Source organism: Peribacillus sp. TH16, from assembly GCF_016651095.1.
In the GTDB taxonomy this organism is placed as follows: Bacteria; Bacillota; Bacilli; order Bacillales; family DSM-1321; genus Peribacillus; species Peribacillus butanolivorans.
In genome coordinates, this window is record NZ_JAEKEM010000002.1 from 323,383 (window position 1) to 342,429 (window position 19,047).

The 19,047-nt window shown below is 37.8% G+C and carries 16 protein-coding genes; all 16 read right to left on the reverse strand.

The features are described 5' to 3' along the window. Positions 1–250: 250 nt before the first annotated feature. The 16 genes from JFV29_RS01580 to JFV29_RS01650 all read right to left on the reverse strand — a co-directional run bounded on the left by JFV29_RS01580 (position 251) and on the right by JFV29_RS01650 (position 18,602). On the reverse strand, positions 251–1,246 hold the full coding sequence (locus JFV29_RS01580) for a 5-oxoprolinase/urea amidolyase family protein (protein WP_201180858.1): 996 nt from the start codon (positions 1,244–1,246) through the stop codon (positions 251–253). Continuing rightward, the gene (gene pxpB, locus JFV29_RS01585) at positions 1,243–2,010 is read right to left on the reverse strand and encodes a 5-oxoprolinase subunit PxpB (protein WP_376111246.1); all 768 of its coding nucleotides are present in this window, start codon (positions 2,008–2,010) and stop codon (positions 1,243–1,245) included. Before pxpB ends, JFV29_RS01580 begins: the two co-directional genes overlap by 4 nt. 13 nt (positions 2,011–2,023) lie before the next feature. Continuing rightward, positions 2,024–2,815 (reverse strand): putative hydro-lyase, encoded by a 792-nt coding sequence (locus tag JFV29_RS01590; RefSeq protein ID WP_201180861.1) that lies wholly within the window; start codon positions 2,813–2,815, stop codon positions 2,024–2,026. A 76-nt stretch (positions 2,816–2,891) separates the two neighbouring features. Next, positions 2,892–4,031: an NRAMP family divalent metal transporter gene (locus JFV29_RS01595; protein WP_201183296.1), complete on the reverse strand. Its 1,140-nt coding sequence runs from the start codon at positions 4,029–4,031 to the stop codon at positions 2,892–2,894. Between the two features lie 118 nt (positions 4,032–4,149). Then, on the reverse strand, positions 4,150–4,911 hold the full coding sequence (gene pxpA, locus JFV29_RS01600; protein ID WP_201180862.1) for a 5-oxoprolinase subunit PxpA: 762 nt from the start codon (positions 4,909–4,911) through the stop codon (positions 4,150–4,152). Between the two features lie 468 nt (positions 4,912–5,379). After that, entirely contained in the window at positions 5,380–6,504 is a 1,125-nt protein-coding gene (gene solA / locus JFV29_RS01605) for an N-methyl-L-tryptophan oxidase (RefSeq protein WP_201180863.1), read from the reverse strand. Between the two features lie 173 nt (positions 6,505–6,677). Beyond that, on the reverse strand, positions 6,678–8,237 hold the full coding sequence (gene hutH, locus JFV29_RS01610) for a histidine ammonia-lyase (RefSeq protein ID WP_207203195.1): 1,560 nt from the start codon (positions 8,235–8,237) through the stop codon (positions 6,678–6,680). Between the two features lie 93 nt (positions 8,238–8,330). Beyond that, positions 8,331–9,716 (reverse strand): MFS transporter, encoded by a 1,386-nt coding sequence (locus JFV29_RS01615; protein WP_201180864.1) that lies wholly within the window; start codon positions 9,714–9,716, stop codon positions 8,331–8,333. A gap of 516 nt (positions 9,717–10,232) precedes the next feature. Continuing rightward, the gene (locus JFV29_RS01620; RefSeq protein ID WP_162878834.1) at positions 10,233–10,379 is read right to left on the reverse strand and encodes a hypothetical protein; all 147 of its coding nucleotides are present in this window, start codon (positions 10,377–10,379) and stop codon (positions 10,233–10,235) included. Between the two features lie 72 nt (positions 10,380–10,451). After that, positions 10,452–11,744, reverse strand: coding sequence for a Glu/Leu/Phe/Val family dehydrogenase (locus tag JFV29_RS01625; protein ID WP_201180865.1), 1,293 nt, complete (start codon positions 11,742–11,744; stop codon positions 10,452–10,454). 409 nt (positions 11,745–12,153) lie between these two features. After that, positions 12,154–13,476, reverse strand: coding sequence for an MFS transporter (locus JFV29_RS01630; protein ID WP_201180866.1), 1,323 nt, complete (start codon positions 13,474–13,476; stop codon positions 12,154–12,156). A gap of 82 nt (positions 13,477–13,558) precedes the next feature. After that, on the reverse strand, positions 13,559–13,819 hold the full coding sequence (locus JFV29_RS29970; protein WP_207205068.1) for a hypothetical protein: 261 nt from the start codon (positions 13,817–13,819) through the stop codon (positions 13,559–13,561). Continuing rightward, complete coding sequence (locus JFV29_RS29975; RefSeq protein WP_207205069.1) at positions 13,810–13,965, reverse strand: hypothetical protein; 156 nt, start codon at positions 13,963–13,965, stop codon at positions 13,810–13,812. The genes JFV29_RS29970 and JFV29_RS29975 overlap by 10 nt, the downstream gene beginning before the upstream one ends. 40 nt (positions 13,966–14,005) lie before the next feature. Further along, positions 14,006–15,265, reverse strand: coding sequence for an imidazolonepropionase (gene hutI / locus JFV29_RS01640; protein WP_201180868.1), 1,260 nt, complete (start codon positions 15,263–15,265; stop codon positions 14,006–14,008). Further along, positions 15,262–16,941 carry a urocanate hydratase gene (gene hutU / locus JFV29_RS01645; protein ID WP_201180870.1) on the reverse strand — a complete coding sequence of 560 codons (1,680 nt, stop codon included), beginning with the start codon at positions 16,939–16,941 and terminating at the stop codon, positions 15,262–15,264. Before hutU ends, hutI begins: the two co-directional genes overlap by 4 nt. Positions 16,942–17,132: 191 nt before the next feature. Continuing rightward, on the reverse strand, positions 17,133–18,602 hold the full coding sequence (locus JFV29_RS01650; RefSeq protein ID WP_201180871.1) for a helix-turn-helix domain-containing protein: 1,470 nt from the start codon (positions 18,600–18,602) through the stop codon (positions 17,133–17,135). Positions 18,603–19,047: the final 445 nt, after the last annotated feature.

Here is a 19,047-nt window from a genome sequence, read left to right on the forward strand (position 1 = left end):
ACTTCCCTATCCTAAGGGGAAAATTCCCCTATCTTTGAAAATAAAAAAACAGCTCTGATGTGCAGAACTGCCTGTACTTTATTTCAAACCTCCTATTTTCCAGTTTTTTATAATTTATATTATATAGGAGGAAATACAGATGGAATTTTTTCTTGATGTTAGGCTGTTTTCGGAGAATAAACAAAAAAAAGAAAGTGCCCTTTTAATAAGAGTACTCTCTTCCTTTTTGCTACTTCTTGATGTGAAATAACTATATAATATGCTGTTTTTTTAGAGCTAATGAAATTGAAACCTTTAATTCATTTAATTGTTGTTCTTTTTGAAGGAAAAGCTGCTCAGCTTCTTTTAAGGATACTCGTGAAAATTGAATAGCTTCCCCTGGTTTGACCTGAGCAATTAATGGTAAATCTGCAGTTATCACTTGAGCTATCTTAGGATACCCTCCCGTTGTTTGGCTATCCGCAAGAAGAATGATAGGGTTTCCATCAGGAGGAACTTGAACAGACCCGTTAATTACTGCTTCAGACAATAGCTCACGTTTTTCTTGTAACTCCAGCAAAGGGCCTGATATTCTATAGCCCATACGATCAGATTGGTTTGAAACTTTAAACAAATTCTCTGTAAAACTAACTTTACTAGAGGCCGTAAAATAATCGTACTGGCTTCCATCTATGAAACGAATAACTGGCATGCGACTTGGCATAAACTCCTTTTCATTGACAAACCACTTTGGAGCGGTAAACGCTTCCTTAAACTTCCGGTTATCTAGAATAGTAGAAGTTTCATTAAAATCCACAACATCATCTACTTTTAATGCTCTTCCATTATAGCCGCCAATTTCCCCTCTTAAATATGTACTTTTACTATTCATAACTGTAGAAATAGCGTATCCTCCCGCTACAGACAAATAAGCCCTACAACCTGATTTACATCCAGCGAATCGAAGAATCGTGCCTTTTTTTACATAAACAGGCTTCCACATTGGAACAGCTTGACTGTCAATAGTAGGTGATAAATTTCCACCTGTTATCGCGATCAAGCAATTTTTTTCTATTTTAAGAGTCGGACCCATTAACGTAATTTCCAGGGCCGCTTCACCTTCTTTATTGCCAACTAACATATTGGCAATTCGTAGGGAATATGCATCCATTGCCCCGCTTACAATCACTCCATGTTGCTGAAATCCTTTTCTTCCAAGATCCTGAATACTAGTTAATAATCCCGGCTTGATTACACGCAGGCTCACTGTAACCCCTCCTTTAGAATAATTTCTTTATACTCTTGATTAGAAATTGGATGGAATTTCACAATGTCTCCTGCTTGTAATAAACTTGGAGGATTTACATTTGGTAAAAATAGTTTGGTTGGCGTTTGTCCAATTAATTGCCACCCTCCAGGTGTTGATATAGGATATACACCCGTTTGCATACCTGCAATTCCAACTGCCCCTGTTGGTATGGTCATTCTTGGAGAAGATCGTCTAGGCGTTGAAATTTTTTCTGATAGTCCACCGAGAAATGGAAAACCTGGTGCAAATCCAATCATATAGGCTAGGTACTCACCGTTTGAATGAATATGGATGACTTCATCAGTAGATAAATTATTATAACGAGCTACATATTCCAAATCCGGGCCATATTCATCCCCATAACATACAGGAATAGAAACTGTTCGATGTGTCAGCTTTTTATCTTCTTTTAACCACTGTAGTTTCCTTTCCAGGATAGAACGAACCACTTCATATGGAGAAATTAATTCATCGTTATTGCTTTGTTTTTGTTTCTTATAGATAACTAGAGGATCATAAAAAACTGTCAAATTTGTAAAAGCCGGCACACATTCTATATATCCAACAAAAGGTTCATCTTCAAGCAAATCCATAAACATTTTAATTTTTTTGTGAATGTCGTATTTAATTTCATTCCCAAATGTAATCACGATTGCAGAATCGCCTAAGGGAGACAGTACGCATGTAGTATTATTCAAAAGCTTTTCCGGCATAGAACTCATCTCTTTCTGTTAGTTATAAAACGCCTAATTTTTCATCACGAATATCCGTTATAAACATATGTCCTGGTGCATGCGTAATCATAATCGCCGGTTTTGTTTCCATTGCGATAGATTGAGGCGTTACTCCACAAGCCCAGAAGACTGGCACTTCTCCTTCACGAATCGTTACTGCATCACCAAAATCAGGCTGCTGTATGTTAGAAACACCAATCGCCCCCGGATCTCCAATATGGATTGGACCACCATGAACAGCAGGAAAACGCGATGTAACTTGAGCCGCTCGCACCACATCTTGCTGAGGAATCGGACGCATGCTTGCTACCATTTTCCCGTGAAATATCCCTGCTTCAATACATGAAATATTCGTTTTATACATCGGTACATTACAGTCCTCTTCAATATGACGAATGGAAATATCATTGTTTAAAAGGGCATGTTCAAATGTAAAGCTGCAACCGATTAAAAATCCAACCATATCATCTTCCCAATAATCTGAAATATCCGTTACTTCTTCCACTAATTCACCATATTTATATATACGATATTTTGGAATATCTGTACGTATATCACCAGACTGAGCAGCAAATTTAGGAATAGGAGAACCAATTTCTGTTACGTCTAGAAGTGGACAAGACTTAGGATTACGCTGACAAAATAATAAAAAATCAAAAGCATGCTCTTTTTTTAAGATGGCTAAGTTTGCTTGTGCATAGCCGTTTGCCATTCCAGCAGTCGGTTTAATCAATTCATTGTTGCGGATCATTGCGCGCAATTCAGCCGGGGTTGCTTGCGAAAGATTAATCATATTATACATCTCCTATAAGTAACTAGCAGTTTTTCACAAACTGCTAGTCGTAATAATTAGATTGAATCTATAGTTATTAAAATAGTGATGGTAGTTGAGAAATTAATGTATATCCACCCATTAACGCCATAACAATTACCACAAATACACCTGATATCGTTAACCATAAAGGATGTTTATAATCACCCACAATATTCTTCTTATATGCCGCAATTAAAAGTGTACCAAGTGCAATTGGTAAAATCAGACCATTAATTGCCCCCACTACAAGTAGTACTTTAACTGGTTGGCCAATTAACAAAAAGCAAATTGTTGAAACGACTATAAAGGCAATAATAATCCAGTTCGCCTTTTTATTTATTTTTTCACTGAATGTTCTGATAAACGAAACAGAAGTATATGCAGCACCAACTACTGATGTGATTGCTGCAGCCCACATAACAACACCAAAGATTTTATAACCAACATTTCCAGCAGCAAGTTGAAAAACGGATGCTGCAGGGTTTTCAGAATCAATTTGCAAGCCTTTAGATACAACACCTAGAACTGCTAAAAATAAAGCAATTCGCATAACTGTTGTTATTAAAATACCCATTACTGAACTCTTTGTGACTTCTGGAAGTGCTCCGACACCTTTCACGCCTGCATCCAATAGACGATGCCCACCAGCAAATGTAATATACCCACCTACAGATCCTCCAACTAAAGTAACAATTGCGATAATATCAATCTTATCGGGTACAAATGTCCTTACTACTGCTTCACCAACTGGAGGGGATGTTGTCCAAGCAACGTACACCATCAAACAGATCATGAACACGCCGGCAATTTGTGTAAAACGGTCCATCGCTTTACCTGCTTCTTTTACAACAAAAATTAATATTGCAATGACGGCACTAATTGCCGCCCCAACAGTTGGGGAAATTCCAGTCATCGCATTTAGACCAAGTCCAGCTCCTGCGATGTTCCCTATATTAAATGCTAGCCCCCCCATAACTATGAGTGCCGCTAGAACATAACCTAGTCCTGGAAGAACCATGTTTGCAATCTCTTGTCCTCGTTTTTCAGATACAGCAATAATGCGCCATACATTTGTTTGTGCAAAAATATCAAGAATAACTGAAATAAGAATAACAAACCCAAAACTTGCTGCAAGACTTTGGGTATATACAGTTGTCTGCATTAAAAAACCTGGTCCTATGGCTGATGTTGCCATAAGAAATGCTGCACCTAGCAATAATGTCCGGTTAGTTTTTGGCTTAGAATGATTTTTTTTCTGGTCAGTTGTTGTATTTTTGATTGGCTCCAATGGAATCTACCCCCTAGATATGATTTTATATAGAAATAGACTTAACTGTAATTTCAGATATTTCTAAGGATTTTTTTACATGACGAGCAAAGGTTAAAGCATGTTCTCCGTCCCCATGAATACAAATTGTATCTGCCTTTAAAGTCACATCAGTTCCTTGCTGTGACAAAACCTTTCCTTCTTTAACCATTCGAATAACTTGTGCAACAGCATCATCATCATTTTCTATCAATGCATACTTTTCCATTCGAGAAGTCAATGAACCATCCTGCTGATAAGTTCGATCCGCGAACACTTCACTAGCAGTTTGTAATCCAATGGTCTGTCCAGCACTTATTAGTTCACTTCCCGACAAGCCAAATAAAATGAGCTCAGGATTAATTTTGTATACAGCTTCAGCAATGGCAAGAGACAACTCTTTATTCTTTGCCGCCATATTGTACAAAGCACCATGTGGTTTAACATGTTGCATACTCCCGCCTTCTGATTGCAAGAAGCCATTTAATGCACCAATTTGATATACAACAATATCATAAGCTTCCTGTGGAGAAATATTAATATTGCGTCGGCCAAAACCTATTAAATCTTGTAATCCAGGGTGGGCACCAATTTTGACATCTTTCTCTAAAGCAAGTTGAACCGTTTTTCTCATCACGGTCGGATCACCAGCATGAAAGCCACAAGCAACATTGACAGATGTTACATAATCCAAAATCTCTTCATCATTCCCAATTCGATATGTGCCAAAACTCTCTCCTAAATCACAATTCAAATCAACTGTATTCATTGAACACTCCTCCTATTTACAGAAATTTCGAAAATTAAAACTTATAAATATGTAGAAAATCTGTATTTCACTTTCATTCAATTTCAAAAATCCCGAAATTCGGAATTAGTGTTTCATATTTCGGAATATTCTTATTCTAGCATGTTTTTTTTATTTCGACAATATAATTTGTTAGCTAACCTAACATATGTTTTTGTATTTTTAATTAACCTTGAATATATTGATATATTCTTCAATTGATACAGAAGATTATTCTATATAGATTAAAGTAAAAAAATAATCTATAAGTGTAATAACAATTAAACAGCAAAAACAAATGCTAAGGCATTTTCCAATAAAAAAAGCCGTTTTTTCCTAAGATAAGGAATCAACGACTTGGATTTTCATTCTATATGTAGGTTCATGTTAAACTTGCGACTTTGTATTTTCATCCCGATAGCAAAATATTTTTTTCAAGTCTTCTCATTTTTAATTAAATCGATTTATAGAAAATACTGAGATATCATTCTCACTCTTACCTGAAATAATTAGGTCACTTAAAATCTCTCCAATAACACTACTGAATTTAAACCCGTGCCCAGAGAAACCTGCTGCAATAGCAATGTGTGGATAATTAGGATGGGTATCCACTATAAAGTTCTCATCAGGGGTCATTGTATAGATGCAGTTTTTCCCATATTTTATTTTTTGACCGGTAGGCATAAATTGTTGTAGGAACTGTACCAAATCTCCCTCATCTTCATCCAATTCACCAAACCCTGCTATAGAATCATCAGGATTAATGTAATTTCCCCCATCATGTCTCCCTAATTTTAAACCACTGTCATTTATACTTGGAAAGCCATAGTATGTACCTACAGATGTATCAAAAGTGAAGGCCGGAAAGTTTTTGTAATTATATAATTCATTTGCTTCAAACCATGCAAATGTTTTTCTGATAGGGGCTAGAGGAACATTTAAGTCTAACATCGCTAAAAGTTTTGGTGACCATGCTCCCGCTGCAACAACTAATGCTTCTGCGTAGAAAGTCTGTTCATCAGTTTTAATCGTGACCCCATTTCTATGAACACATATGTTCCTTACTTGGCTATTCACAATGATGTTAGCACCATGTGACTCGGCAAGTTGTTGATACGCTCGAATACACTCTTCACTTTTTAACACACCCGAAGTCGATTCAAAGCAACCAATATAATCTTCTGGTAGTGAAATACCTGGCCATCTTTTATGGATTTGATTTGAATCTAGGATTTCTAAAGGTAAATTAAATTTATTTGAACTTGCGATTACTTGCTTAATAAATGTGGATTTTTGACTGCCTGCATTCAGTACACCTGTTGGAAGAAATAACTGTTTATCCGTAAGTTTTTCTAAGTCATTCCATAATTTTTGAGATTTAAGTGCCAAAGAAACATACTCTTCCCCTTCACCATAAGCATGTCTTATAATTCTTGTTTCTCCATGATGACTGCCCTTATTATGAGGAGGAACAAAAGAGTCTAATAATAATACCTTTTGTCCATTTTTAGATAGGAAATATCCTGCAGACATTCCCATAGATCCAGCTCCTATTACAATTACATCATAATGCATTTTTTCTTTACTCCTCCTATATTAGGTGATTAAGCATTTTAGATAGTATAGTTGGGAAAAAACTATGCTTTCTGCTATAAGCGTGATGATAATAAATTCCTAACTTGATGAAAGATAAAAAAGGAAGCCGCTTTACTTAGATTGGTTAGAGTAAAACAGCTTCCACTATAGTTTTAGAACTCAATTTCACCAACCGCCATTTCGACTAGTTTGACTATTTCTCCTTCGTGAATTTGCTCATAAACGGTTTCGATATCAGGATAAAAAAATCGATCTTCTTTTACCATTGGGACTTGGTCGCGTATTAAATGGTACACACTTTCCGTAATCGGCGACGGTTTCAAGGGGTGATGAAAATCCATTGCTTGCGTGGCCGTCATAAGCTCAATGGCTAAAATATATTCAAGTTTCTTTGAAATCTGATATGCTTTCTTCGAAGCATAATAGGCAAAACTTATCAGGTCTTCTTGGTTAGCGCATGTTGGGACATTATCTACGGTTGCAGGATGTGAAAGAACTCTAATCTCATTCAATAGTCCCGCAGCTGTATATTGTGGAATCATGTAGCCGCTATTTAACCCTGGATTAACTACTAAGAAATTAGGAAGTTCACTAAGGTGATGGTTTACTAGACGATCAATTCTTCGTTCGGTAATTTTCGCTAAATTCGCTAAGGCAATGCACATCGTATCCGCGTAGATTCCTACGTAGGAACCATCAAAATTTCCACCCATGAGTGCAATTCCATCTTCCTCTTCCGGAAATATAATTGGATTGTCACTTGCAGAGTTCATCTCATTCTCAATAGTAACCGCAGCGTCCTTCAATACTCTCTTTATGGCACCATGAACTTGTGGAATACATCGTATGCTAAGCGCATCTTGTAATCTATGTTCCTTGTATGTATCAATGATTTGGCTGCCCTCAAGTATTCTTGTTACATTTCTGGCTGTCTTAGCCTGTTCCTCATGTTTCTTTACGGTGTGGGAACGAGGATCAAATGCTTTAATTGTACCTTTTAGCACTTCTAAGGACATAGCCCCTGTAATGTCGGCAGTTTTCGCTGCTTGCATGCTATTGTATAAGGCCAAGATAGCCATCGCAGTGACAGAAGTAGTTCCACTTGTAAGTGCCAATCCTTCTTTAGCACCCAACGTAACAGGTGCTAATCCAGCTTTCTCTAACGCTTCTATTCCAGGGATGAGCTCATCTTTATACCATGCCTTCCCCTCTCCAATCACTACTAAGGCCATGTGAGCTTCAGGAGAAAGATATCCCACTGACCCATCACCTGGAACAAACGGAATAATATCGTGATTTAAAAGTGAAGCAATTAGATTTAATACTTTTAATCTGACTCCTGAAAAACCTTGACCTAAATTCACAAGAATCATCAATTGAATGGCTCTCACTACTTCTCTTTCTAGAGGCGGTCCAACAGAAACTGCATGAGAACGAATAATATTTCGTTGAAGAGTTTCTGCATCTTCAGAAGAAATTATCTCTGTCATATTACTGCCAAATCCTGTTGTTACACCATAAATCAATCGATTTTCATCTAAAAACTTGTCTATTAGGCTACGGGATTTATCCACCCTATCACAATATGTTTGAGTAAAGGAAACGATCGCCCCATATCTAGCAACCGCAATCACTTCTTGGATTGAGATAGCACCATCCCCAAGTACAACCTCTTTAATATCTTTAGGGCGTATACAATTTATTGTTGTCATGATTCAAAACTCCTCTCCTTTCGAAAATATATTCAAGATTAAACAAGGAGACGATAGTAACGCTTTTTCTCAATTATTTACTAGAAAATAATCTTATGTTATTTTCTTATTTTCTGTAAAGAGAATATTAGTTCCCTTCGGAGAGTTACCCGCTTCAAGCAAAGGGTCACTTGCTTCATGTAAGGAAAGATTCTTCGTTTCAGGTGCCCAGGCAATCGATACAATCAAACCGATTAGCAGAACTACAGCCATACCAATCATTGAAGTACCCAATCCAAATGAATTTAGACTAATAGGCAGCAGAAATGTTCCAATTGCAGAACCAATCCGACTAATAGCTGTTACCATACCTATTCCAGATCCACGAATCTCAGTTGGAAAAAGCTCTGCTGGGTATACTAATGTAAGGTTTGATGCTGCTGACATGAAAAAAGTAAAGATCAAGAAGGCTATCAACATTAAGAACTGAGAACCATTGTGTAAGAAGCTGAGTGAAAACAATGAAACAGTAAGGATTGTAAAAGCCCCGATGGTAAATCCTCTACGTGAAAATTTCGCAAGCAACCAAAGACCAACAATTGCCCCAACAAGCAAGAATAGATTTAACATTGTATCGGCAAAAAAGTTTTGTTCAAAACCCATTGTACTTAGTATGGACGGTAGAAAGGTGTAGATTGCAAAGTACGGAATAACAAGAGTTAATTTGAATATTCCACCAAAAGCCAAACGCTTACGAAGCTTTTTACTGAAAAGCCCACGAAATCCTAGAGTCTTTTGATTTTCAGCACTAGTAGTCGTTTCTCCCATTTCAACGTTCGATCCAAGGTGTTTCTTTACAATCTGGCGAGCTTCTTCGACACGCCCCATGCTGACAAGCCATCTTGGTGATTCAGGCGTTCCTATCCGTAAGATTAAAACCACAATAGCGGGAATAGCAGCACTAACAAGCATCCAACGCCATGAGTCTGAACCAACCTGTCCCAAGTAATGACCCACAAAGTTTGATGCTACATATCCAAGCGTCCATACTACGTTTATAGACGCGAGGAGCGAGGAGCGATACTTTTTTTGTGAAAACTCGGCGAGTAAAGTCGTACCGACAGCGTAATCTCCTCCAAGTCCAAAACCAATTAGTAACCGTAAAATCAAAAGCTCTTCTGGACTACTAACAAAAAATTGTAAAATAGTAGCAATCGTGATAAGTAAAAAGTTTACGAGAAAGATTTTCTGTCTGCCTATACGATCAGAAAGCCTTCCAAGTACCAAAGCTCCCGCAAAAAGACCGACTAATGCAGAACTTCCGATCAATCCCGTCCACATTGCATTTAGCTCCAATTGAGGACCAAGTACTGTCAGAGCCATCGCGATGATTCCAAGTGAATAACCATCACAGAAGCTTGATCCAAAAGTAAGGCCAGCAATACGAAAATGAAACTTTTTAAATGGTGCATCGTCAATCGTGAATTTTTGTTCGCTCAAAGAATCCCCTCCATTTTTAGATTTTTCAGATATATCAACTTAAAAAAATACTTTACAATGAAATATCAGTTAGGACATATTCCAACAAAATCACTAAATTTTCCGGCCTCCGCAACAACTAATTCAAAATGAATAATCTATATACAAAATGCCAACTCCAGCATGCTGTACTATACATTCATTATTTCACCATTTGTTATCGCTTTGATATATTTTTACCTCCTAGCTATGAACCTAATTTTATTATGAAAATCTCACAAAAATATTATAAATTAATGATTATCTTATTATTTATATTATAATATTATATTTCTATTGTATTTTTATTAAAAAACACAAAACATTTATAAATATAAACACTTATAACGAAAATTTCGCTAGTATTATCTCTTTTGTGCCAAACTAATGTAACTCAAGTATTATAGATTTCATCATTTTGCAAATACTTTCAACTATCCTCAATTTTCTATAAAAGAGTCTTCTACCAAATCACCTATGGAACCGAAACTATCATGATTAAGCTAAACAATAATCATTGAAATAAATGACTTCACTAAGGATTTTACACCCTTGTATTCTCTCGAATTTTGCCCGTGCTTCCTTTTCAGTGTCATACTCAAACATTTTTATACTGTTCTTCGCATGCACAGTGATTATCCACATAAAAATTCCCTCCCCTTAGAAGATTTTATTTTAAACCCCTTATTTTCCTATTTAAATAGAGATTTTCACATTTTATACCCAGCCACGGAAAGACGAAGCTTCAGCCGACTTTTTAATTCCAACCATATAGGCGGCTAAACGCATATCCACTTTATAAACCTGTGCGTTTTGATATATATTTTCAAAAGAATCAATCATTACTTTACGCAGTTTTTCAACAACCTCTTCCTCTGACCAATAATACCCTTGATTATTTTGAACCCATTCGAAGTAAGAAACAGTTACCCCACCGGCACTTGCCAATATATCCGGAACAAGGAGGACTCCTCTTTCATCCAATATTTTGGTTGCTTCGAGGGTTGTTGGCCCATTTGCTGCCTCCACCACAATCGATGCCTTAATACGATGGGCATTTTGTGCTGTAATCTGGTTTGAAATAGCTGCCGGTACAAGAATGTCACATTCTTTTTCAAGTAATTCTTGATTCGTAATAACATTGGTAAATAAGTTCGTTACTGTTCCAAAACTATCACGTCGATCAATCAAATAATCAATATCAAGTCCTTTTGGATCATAAAGAGCACCATTTGCATCAGAAATGCCGATCACCATAGCTCCTGCATTATGCATAAATTTTGCCAGAAAGCTCCCTGCATTCCCAAAGCCTTGAATAATGATGCGTGCACCATGTAAGTCAATGCCTTTTTTCTTTCCCGCTTCTTCAATGCAAATAGTTACGCCACGTGCAGTAGCCGTTTCACGACCTTGTGACCCTCCTAATACAATCGGTTTTCCTGTTATAAATCCAGGAGAATCGAATTCTCGAAGGCGGCTGTACTCATCCATCATCCACGCCATTATTTGAGAATTCGTATACATATCAGGTGCTGGTATATCTTTTGTAGGGCCAACAATTTGGCTAATAGCACGAACATATCCACGACTTAATCTCTCAAGTTCTCCAAACGACATTACCCTTGGGTCGCAAATAATACCACCTTTTCCCCCGCCGTAAGGAAGATCAGTAATGCCGCACTTTAAACTCATCCAAATGGATAATGCTTTTACCTCATTTTCATTTACTTCTGGATGGAAGCGAACGCCTCCTTTCGTAGGTCCTACAGCATCATTATGTTGAGAACGGTAGCCGGTGAAAACTTTAACAGAACCATCGTCCATTTTGACAGGTATACGAACTGTCAGCATTCGAAGAGGCTCTTTTAATAATTCAAATAATTCGTTTGAGTAACCTAGTTTATTCAGCGCCTCTTTGATGACCGTTTGTGTTGAAAGAAATAAATCGAGTGATTCATTTTCCTTTTTCTGTTCCTCGGATAAGCTCTCCGAAGTCTTTATAATTGACATGATATCCACCCCATTATTAGTAATTAAATTTATCCCTCGTTGTCTTTTCTATTGCAGTGGAGGATTAAACCTATTTAGAAAAACAATTTTGAGACGCATCATACAAATAGAACATTTGCTTTATGTCTCGTACTAATCCATGAAGCGGAAATCAAGAGAAAGGATGTGTATAGGATTGTCAAAAAAGAAACCATCCAATGCAACATCCACTTATCTTGGATTAAGAAGCTAATCCAACCTCTCTTATATCAATATTTATTGTTTCTCTTTTAGCATCATCTTACAAAAAAGGAGCAATCGCCGTAACCATTGCTCCTTTTAAGCTGTAAGTTCTTATTTATTGGTCTTAATCTCTTCTTTCTAATTTACTTTCTTTGTTGAAACCCTATTTCCTAGAAAGACTATGTTTTTAACTGACCATATCATTGGTTGATTTAGACGAGTTACTTTGTTTACCTGGTTTCACAAAAACCATGGCTATCATTCCTATTGTTACTGCAATGGATGCTGCAATAAACATTGCATTATATCCATGTTTTGCTACAAGACTTCCTGTTAGGGTCGGTGCAATAATAGTAGCTAGATTCGCAATAAAATGAGTTACTCCCCCAAAAGTTCCTGCTTTATTTGGCTCTGTATCAAGAACAACAATCCAATAGATAGAATTTGGTAAATAATTAAAGGCATTGCCTATACACATTAATGCAAGTACTGCCGCTGCACTCTCAACAGTTGGGATCAACATAAAACAAACAGCTGTACAAAATAAGGAAACTACTGTGAACCAAGATCTAGCAATACGTAAATTCCCTGTTTTTCTACGTAATATATCCGAGATTTTACCACCTAATAATCCAGTGATAATAGCTCCTACCCAGGGAATCATACCAATATATGAAAGAGATGAAAGTGAATAATTAAATTCATCTTGCAGATATTTGGGAGTCCATGTAAGTAATAAAATATTTACATATAAAAAGGCAAAATATCCAATGGCATTCATTACTAACGTAGGGTTTTTAAAAAAATGGTACCACGGTACATTTATTTGTTCGTCTAATTTCGTTTCGCCTTTAATTAATATATCTGCTCTTCGAATTTCTTCTAGTTCGGTTTTCGAGACTCTTGGATGATCTTCAGGTAGGTTTGTAAATACTTTGTTCCAAATTACTACCCAAATAAAACCTAATAAACCGAGAATAACAAATGTTACTTTCCAGTTAGTGAATGTTAGAAGACCTACTACGATGGGTGCAGTAATTAATGCTCCAATTGGCGTCCCAACTAATCCAAGTGCTACAGCAAACCCTTTTTCTTTAGGAGATACCCAGTTTGCCATAGTTCGGTTCATTGTTGATAAGGTAGGTCCTTCAGCGAACCCAAATAAAACACGAAACACCGCAAATCCTGCCAATGCAGAACCTCCAAATAATGCTGCACCTATATGACCTGCGAATATTGTCCCAATTTCAAAAAAAGACCATGTAGTTCCAGCAATGATCCACATAAATTTAGGACCTTTCTTATCTGCTAAAGCACCACCAAATAGCGCTCCGAATATATAACCATATCCAAAATATCCTAAGATTGCTCCCCAACTTACTGGATCTAAATTGAACTCCTTGATGATTTCAGCTTGGGCATATGAAAGTGCACCTCTATCAATATAATTTATGATTGTAATAAGAATAATCATAATAATAATAAAATAACGATATTTATTTCTCAACATGTAGTTCCCCCTTGATGTGTGATAGAGAGCAGCAATACTTACTGATTTTAAACATAGAAACAGTAATCATAAGACCCTTTATCTAGTCTGTATTATGCAACCTGTAATAAATTGCAGCCATGCATACCCTGACTTTGACTGTTTCGGCACCCTTATAGGCTTTGCTCGGATCAAGACAGACGAAATCAATTTGCATGACAATCGGGTGCTGGCCAATATCTAGTAAAATATCAATCAACTCATTAGCTGGCATTCCACCATGGGTAGAAGCATGTACACCCAGCGCAGCTAAAATATCAAGTATATCTCCTGCATTGACAATTCGGAATTCTGTTAGATCCACTTTTTCATCCAAGTTGTAGGCAACAAAGCCTTTTCATATCCGCCGAAATTCCAGCGGATATAAAGAGGCTCCTGATACACTGATTGAGGACCGTGAAATGGGTGCTCCATAAAGGATAAGGTAAGGCGTATCTTCTTCTGGTACATTCCAAGATCATCAGGCTTTTGAAGCCATTCTTTCTCTATATTATTTCACCACTTGTACGCCTTTTTTCCATACGGACTTAACGTGGTTAACTCCAAATAAATATTGCAATTCCTGATAGTTTTCTACATTCCATAAAACAACATCTGCTTGTTTTCCGACTTCCAGCGATCCTACCTTTTCCTGCCTATTGATCGCACAGGCAGCATTGTATGTCGCCGCCGTTAATGCTTCTGCTGGGGTGAGCCGCATCGAGATGCATGCTAGATTCATAACCAGGGGCATAGAAGTCGTCGGTGAGGACCCTGGATTGCAATCCGTCGAAATGGCCACCGCTACACCTTCATCTATCATCCGTCTTCCTGCAGCCGCCTCTTCACGTAAATACAGAGCTGTTGCTGGAAGGAGGCAGGCAATCGTTCCTGATTTGGCCATATCTTGAATGCCCTCTTCTGAAGCTTTCAATAAATGCTCGGCTGAAATAGCTCCTATTTTCGCAGCTAATTCTGCGCCACCATAAGACTCAATTTCATCAGCATGAATTTTAGGAATCAAACCGTAATTTTTTCCCGCCTCTAGAATCCGCTCCGATTGTTCAGGTGTAAAGACGCCTTTTTCACAAAATACATCATTAAACTCTGCCAGCTTTTCTTTTGCTACAATGGGAAGCATTTCATTAATCAAATGATCGACAAAGTCATCTTCACGACCTTTAAACTCCTTCGGCACCGCATGTGCTCCCATAAAAGTTGGAACAAGATCAATAGGGTGCTTTTCCTGAAGCTTTTTCATCACACGCAACTGTTTCAACTCGGTTTCCAGATTCATACCATAACCGCTTTTCCCTTCCACCGTTGTCACACCATGAGCGAGAAACGAATCAAGTCGACGTATGGTTTGTTCCATCAATTCTTCTTCACTTGCTTCCCTTGTCATACGGGTGGTTGCATGGATACCGCCACCCGCATTCATAATGTCCATATATGTTGCACCTTCAAGACGCATTTCAAATTCACTTGCTCGACTCCCGCCATATACAACATGCGTATGGGGATCCACTAGACCCGGTGTTACAAGGTGGCCAGACGCATCGAAAACTTCAGCTTCATGCAATCTATCTGCATAAAGCTCCTCTATTTCTTTAGTCGTACCGACAGCTTGGATCAAGCCATTTTCCATCCACAAGCTGCCATCTTCGATCAATCCAAGGTCAGACATAGCCTCTTTTGAACGAGGACCTTTTTTTTCTGATGCAAGAGTAGCGAGATGTGTGGCATTTTTTATCCAAATTGGTTTTGTCATGACTTATCTTTTCCTTTATCAAGCATTGGGATATTAATGCCCTTTTCACGAGCAGTTTTCTCTGCCAATTCATACCCTGCATCCACATGTCGCACTACACCCATACCCGGGTCTGTTGTCAATACACGTTCAATGCGAGCCCCTGCTTCTTTTGTACCGTCAGCCACAATAACCACACCTGCATGAAGAGAGTAACCCATTCCTACTCCACCGCCGTGATGTACGGATACCCAGGTAGCTCCACCGACTGCGTTCACCATGGCATTTAAAATTGGCCAGTCAGCTACCACATCTGATCCGTCTTTCATAGCTTCAGTTTCACGATTTGGCGAAGCAACAGAGCCTGAATCCAGATGATCACGCCCAATTACTATTGGTGCCTTTAATTCTCCGCTCGCGACCATATCATTTAGAATTTTCCCGAAACGGGCACGCTCGCCATACCCAAGCCAGCAAATCCTAGAAGGGAGGCCTTGGAATTGAATTTTTTCCTGAGCCATTTTAATCCAATTGCATAAATGTTCATTATCTGCAAATTCACGTAAAATCGCCTGATCTGTTTTATATATGTCTTCAGGATCTCCAGACAGTGCTACCCAACGGAAAGGACCTTTTCCTTCACAGAATTGTGGGCGGATATAAGCTGGAACAAATCCAGGGAAGTCAAATGCATTTTCCACCCCTTCATCTTTCGCCACTTGTCTAATGTTATTACCATAGTCAAACGTCACTGCACCTTTTTCCATCATTTCAAGCATTGCTCTTACATGTTTGGCCATAGAAGCTTTAGAGCGTTTTACATACTCTTCTGGATTCGATTTGCGCAATTCAGCTGCTGCTTCAAATGACATACTTGAAGGTGTATAACCGTTTAGTGGGTCGTGTGCAGATGTTTGATCGGTTAACACGTCCGGGATAAAGTTACTAGCAATCATTTCAGGAAGAATGTCAGAAGCATTCCCAATCAGACCAATGGATAAAGCTTTTCCTGCTTGTTTTGCTTCTATAGCTAAACGGATAGCCTCTTCTAATGAATCCGTTTTCACATCCGTGTAACGAGTTTCAATTCTCCGGTCAATTCTTGTTTCATCTACATCAATTCCGATACAGACACCGCCGTTCATTGTTACGGCTAGCGGCTGTGCCCCACCCATACCGCCAAGACCCGCAGTTACTGTGATAGTGCCTCTTAAAGTATTATTGAAATGCTGCTTCGCTAGCTCCGCGAATGTTTCGTAAGTTCCTTGTACAATTCCTTGAGAACCGATATATATCCAGCTGCCAGCTGTCATTTGTCCATACATCATCAACCCTTTTTTATCGAGTTCATGGAATGTTTCCCAATTTGCATAAGCCGGGACAATGTTCGAATTTGCAATAAGTACACGTGGTGCATCGGTATGAGTTTTAAAAATAGCCACCGGTTTTCCAGATTGAACAAGTAAAGTTTCATTGTCTTCCAGTTCTTTCAGTGATTTGACAATTGCATCAAAGCACTCCCAGTTACGAGCAGCTTTTCCAATTCCACCGTATACCACAAGATCTTCTGGGCGTTCAGCTACTTCTGGATCTAAATTATTCATCAACATTCGAAGAACGGCCTCTTGTTGCCACCCTTTTGTATTCAAATCTGTACCTTCATATCGTATAACCTTGTTTTTTGTATTAGCATTCATTTTTTACAGCCTCCTTGATGTGTTATATTTTCATTTTAAACTAAAAATTCAAATAATTTATTATAATTTGATGATATTTTTATGAATTGTTTTCATATTTTTTTATTTGTTTTATATTTTTATAAATAATTTCATTTTTTCATTTGTAGTCCAATAAAAAAACGATTCAGTATTAGCTGAATCGCCTTTTTTCATAATCCAGACCGATAAGCAGATGGTGTACACGCTTCAAGCAGTTTGAATTTTGCATTAAAATATGTTTGATGTGAATAACCCGTTAATTGTGCAATTTCTTCCAATGATAAATCCGATTCCTTTAATAGACGTTTAGCCTCTCTAATTCGAACTTGATGCAGGGTATTGCGAAAAGACTGACCGGATTCGGCTGCAAAACGACGGCTTAGAGTGCTTTTATTAATACGAAGCGCATCAGCGCATGTTGATAAACTCCATTGGGCATCCCAATAGTTAGACTCAATTAACTCCCTTGCTTTTTCCACAAGTGTGCGCGCCCCATTTTGTAATTGCTCATGGTCCTGAAGAAGCAAACGGGTGGTAAACATAAGCAGCTCTTTAACAATTTGATAAATAACTGGTTTATGTACTATTTGCTGAAAAACTTCATGATAGATTGCTTCTAAAGAAGAGTTTTGGAGGTTGTATGATTTCATATGCCTCCTGATTTGTGCAAGAACACTTGTAAGGCGAATGCGAACTATTTCAGGGTCAGGGTATGGTTGCTGAAAAGTCAGAAATTCATGCTCGACCCAATTCCTAATCGCTTTCGTATCTCGTCTTTCAAGCATTTCAATCCATTGCCGTTGTTCCAGAGGAGTGAGAAATGGATCCATCTCTTGAGAGGACATTTGTTGACTTTCTGCTAAAATAATATCATAACCTTCGAAGAAAATTCGCCTCGTCAATTCACGAGTTTGCTGGTATGTAATTTTTAACGAATCATCTGAAGTTGCTACTTTGATTATTATGGCAAGAGGCTCATCCATACGTTCTTTCCAGTGAGCAAGAAACGCTTGATACTCTTCCTTATATACATCGACTTCCTTAGTTTCCTGGACGCATAAAATAAAATCCGATAACGCAAATATTTGATTATTGCCGGTAAAAGAATAACGTTGTAATTCATCATAAACTAAAGGAAGCGTGTTATGTTGAGGTGTCAAAAATGCGACCATCGTTAACCTACTGTTATGTCTCCGCTCTGTCAAAAAGAAATCAGGGTAACCGATGGCCAACGTATTCTCTACTTCCATTGTGTTATTTGAGAGATAACCTTGACCGTTTCTCAATTGATAACGTAATTGTTGAATATGTTTTACTAAGTCTACAGAAGAAAAAGGACGGAATAAAACATCTTCCGCACGAAAACGAAGCGCTCGATATGCAGTTTGAAAGATTCGCTCAGATGAAACCCCTAACCATCGAATACCTCGTTGCTTTAACTTAACACCCAACATCTCACTTTCACTCGTCCATAAATCCATATCCAAAATGACGAATTCTGGTTGTTGATTTTGCATACCCACTTCAAATTCCTCAATTGTTTTCCACAGAATTAATCGAACTCCAGTAAGATGAGACTCCACTATCCACCGGATTCCTTGAGCTTCTATCTCATCTTTTGCCACCAAATGGATTACCACATTATTCCCTCATCTCTTCTTGCATTTACTTTCATCAAGGAAACGTACCTATACATTAAAGTCGCCTTTAAAAGAAAATGAATAATACAATTATTTTCTAAGAAGCTTTCACCTTTCCTTCAATTCTATTCCACACAGAATGTTAAGAACAAGTCTTGTTGAGCAGCTTCATCCATTCGGATTTATTAAAAGTTTTTACAGAAGGAACTAACATTAAGAGCAACCACTGAAGATAACTGCTATCTTACAAAGACTTACCATTAATCTAAATACGAGTCATTGTTCGTTCATGAGTTTCTTATTCTTAGTATATTAACTGTCTTTCCAAGTTTTCAATTCACGCTTTCTAAAAAATGGGTGGGGCAGTAAAAGAGCTTGTTCTTTCTTTACGATACAACTATATTAAAAAATAAAAAGAAACACCAGAGAAAAATCTTACACTTTT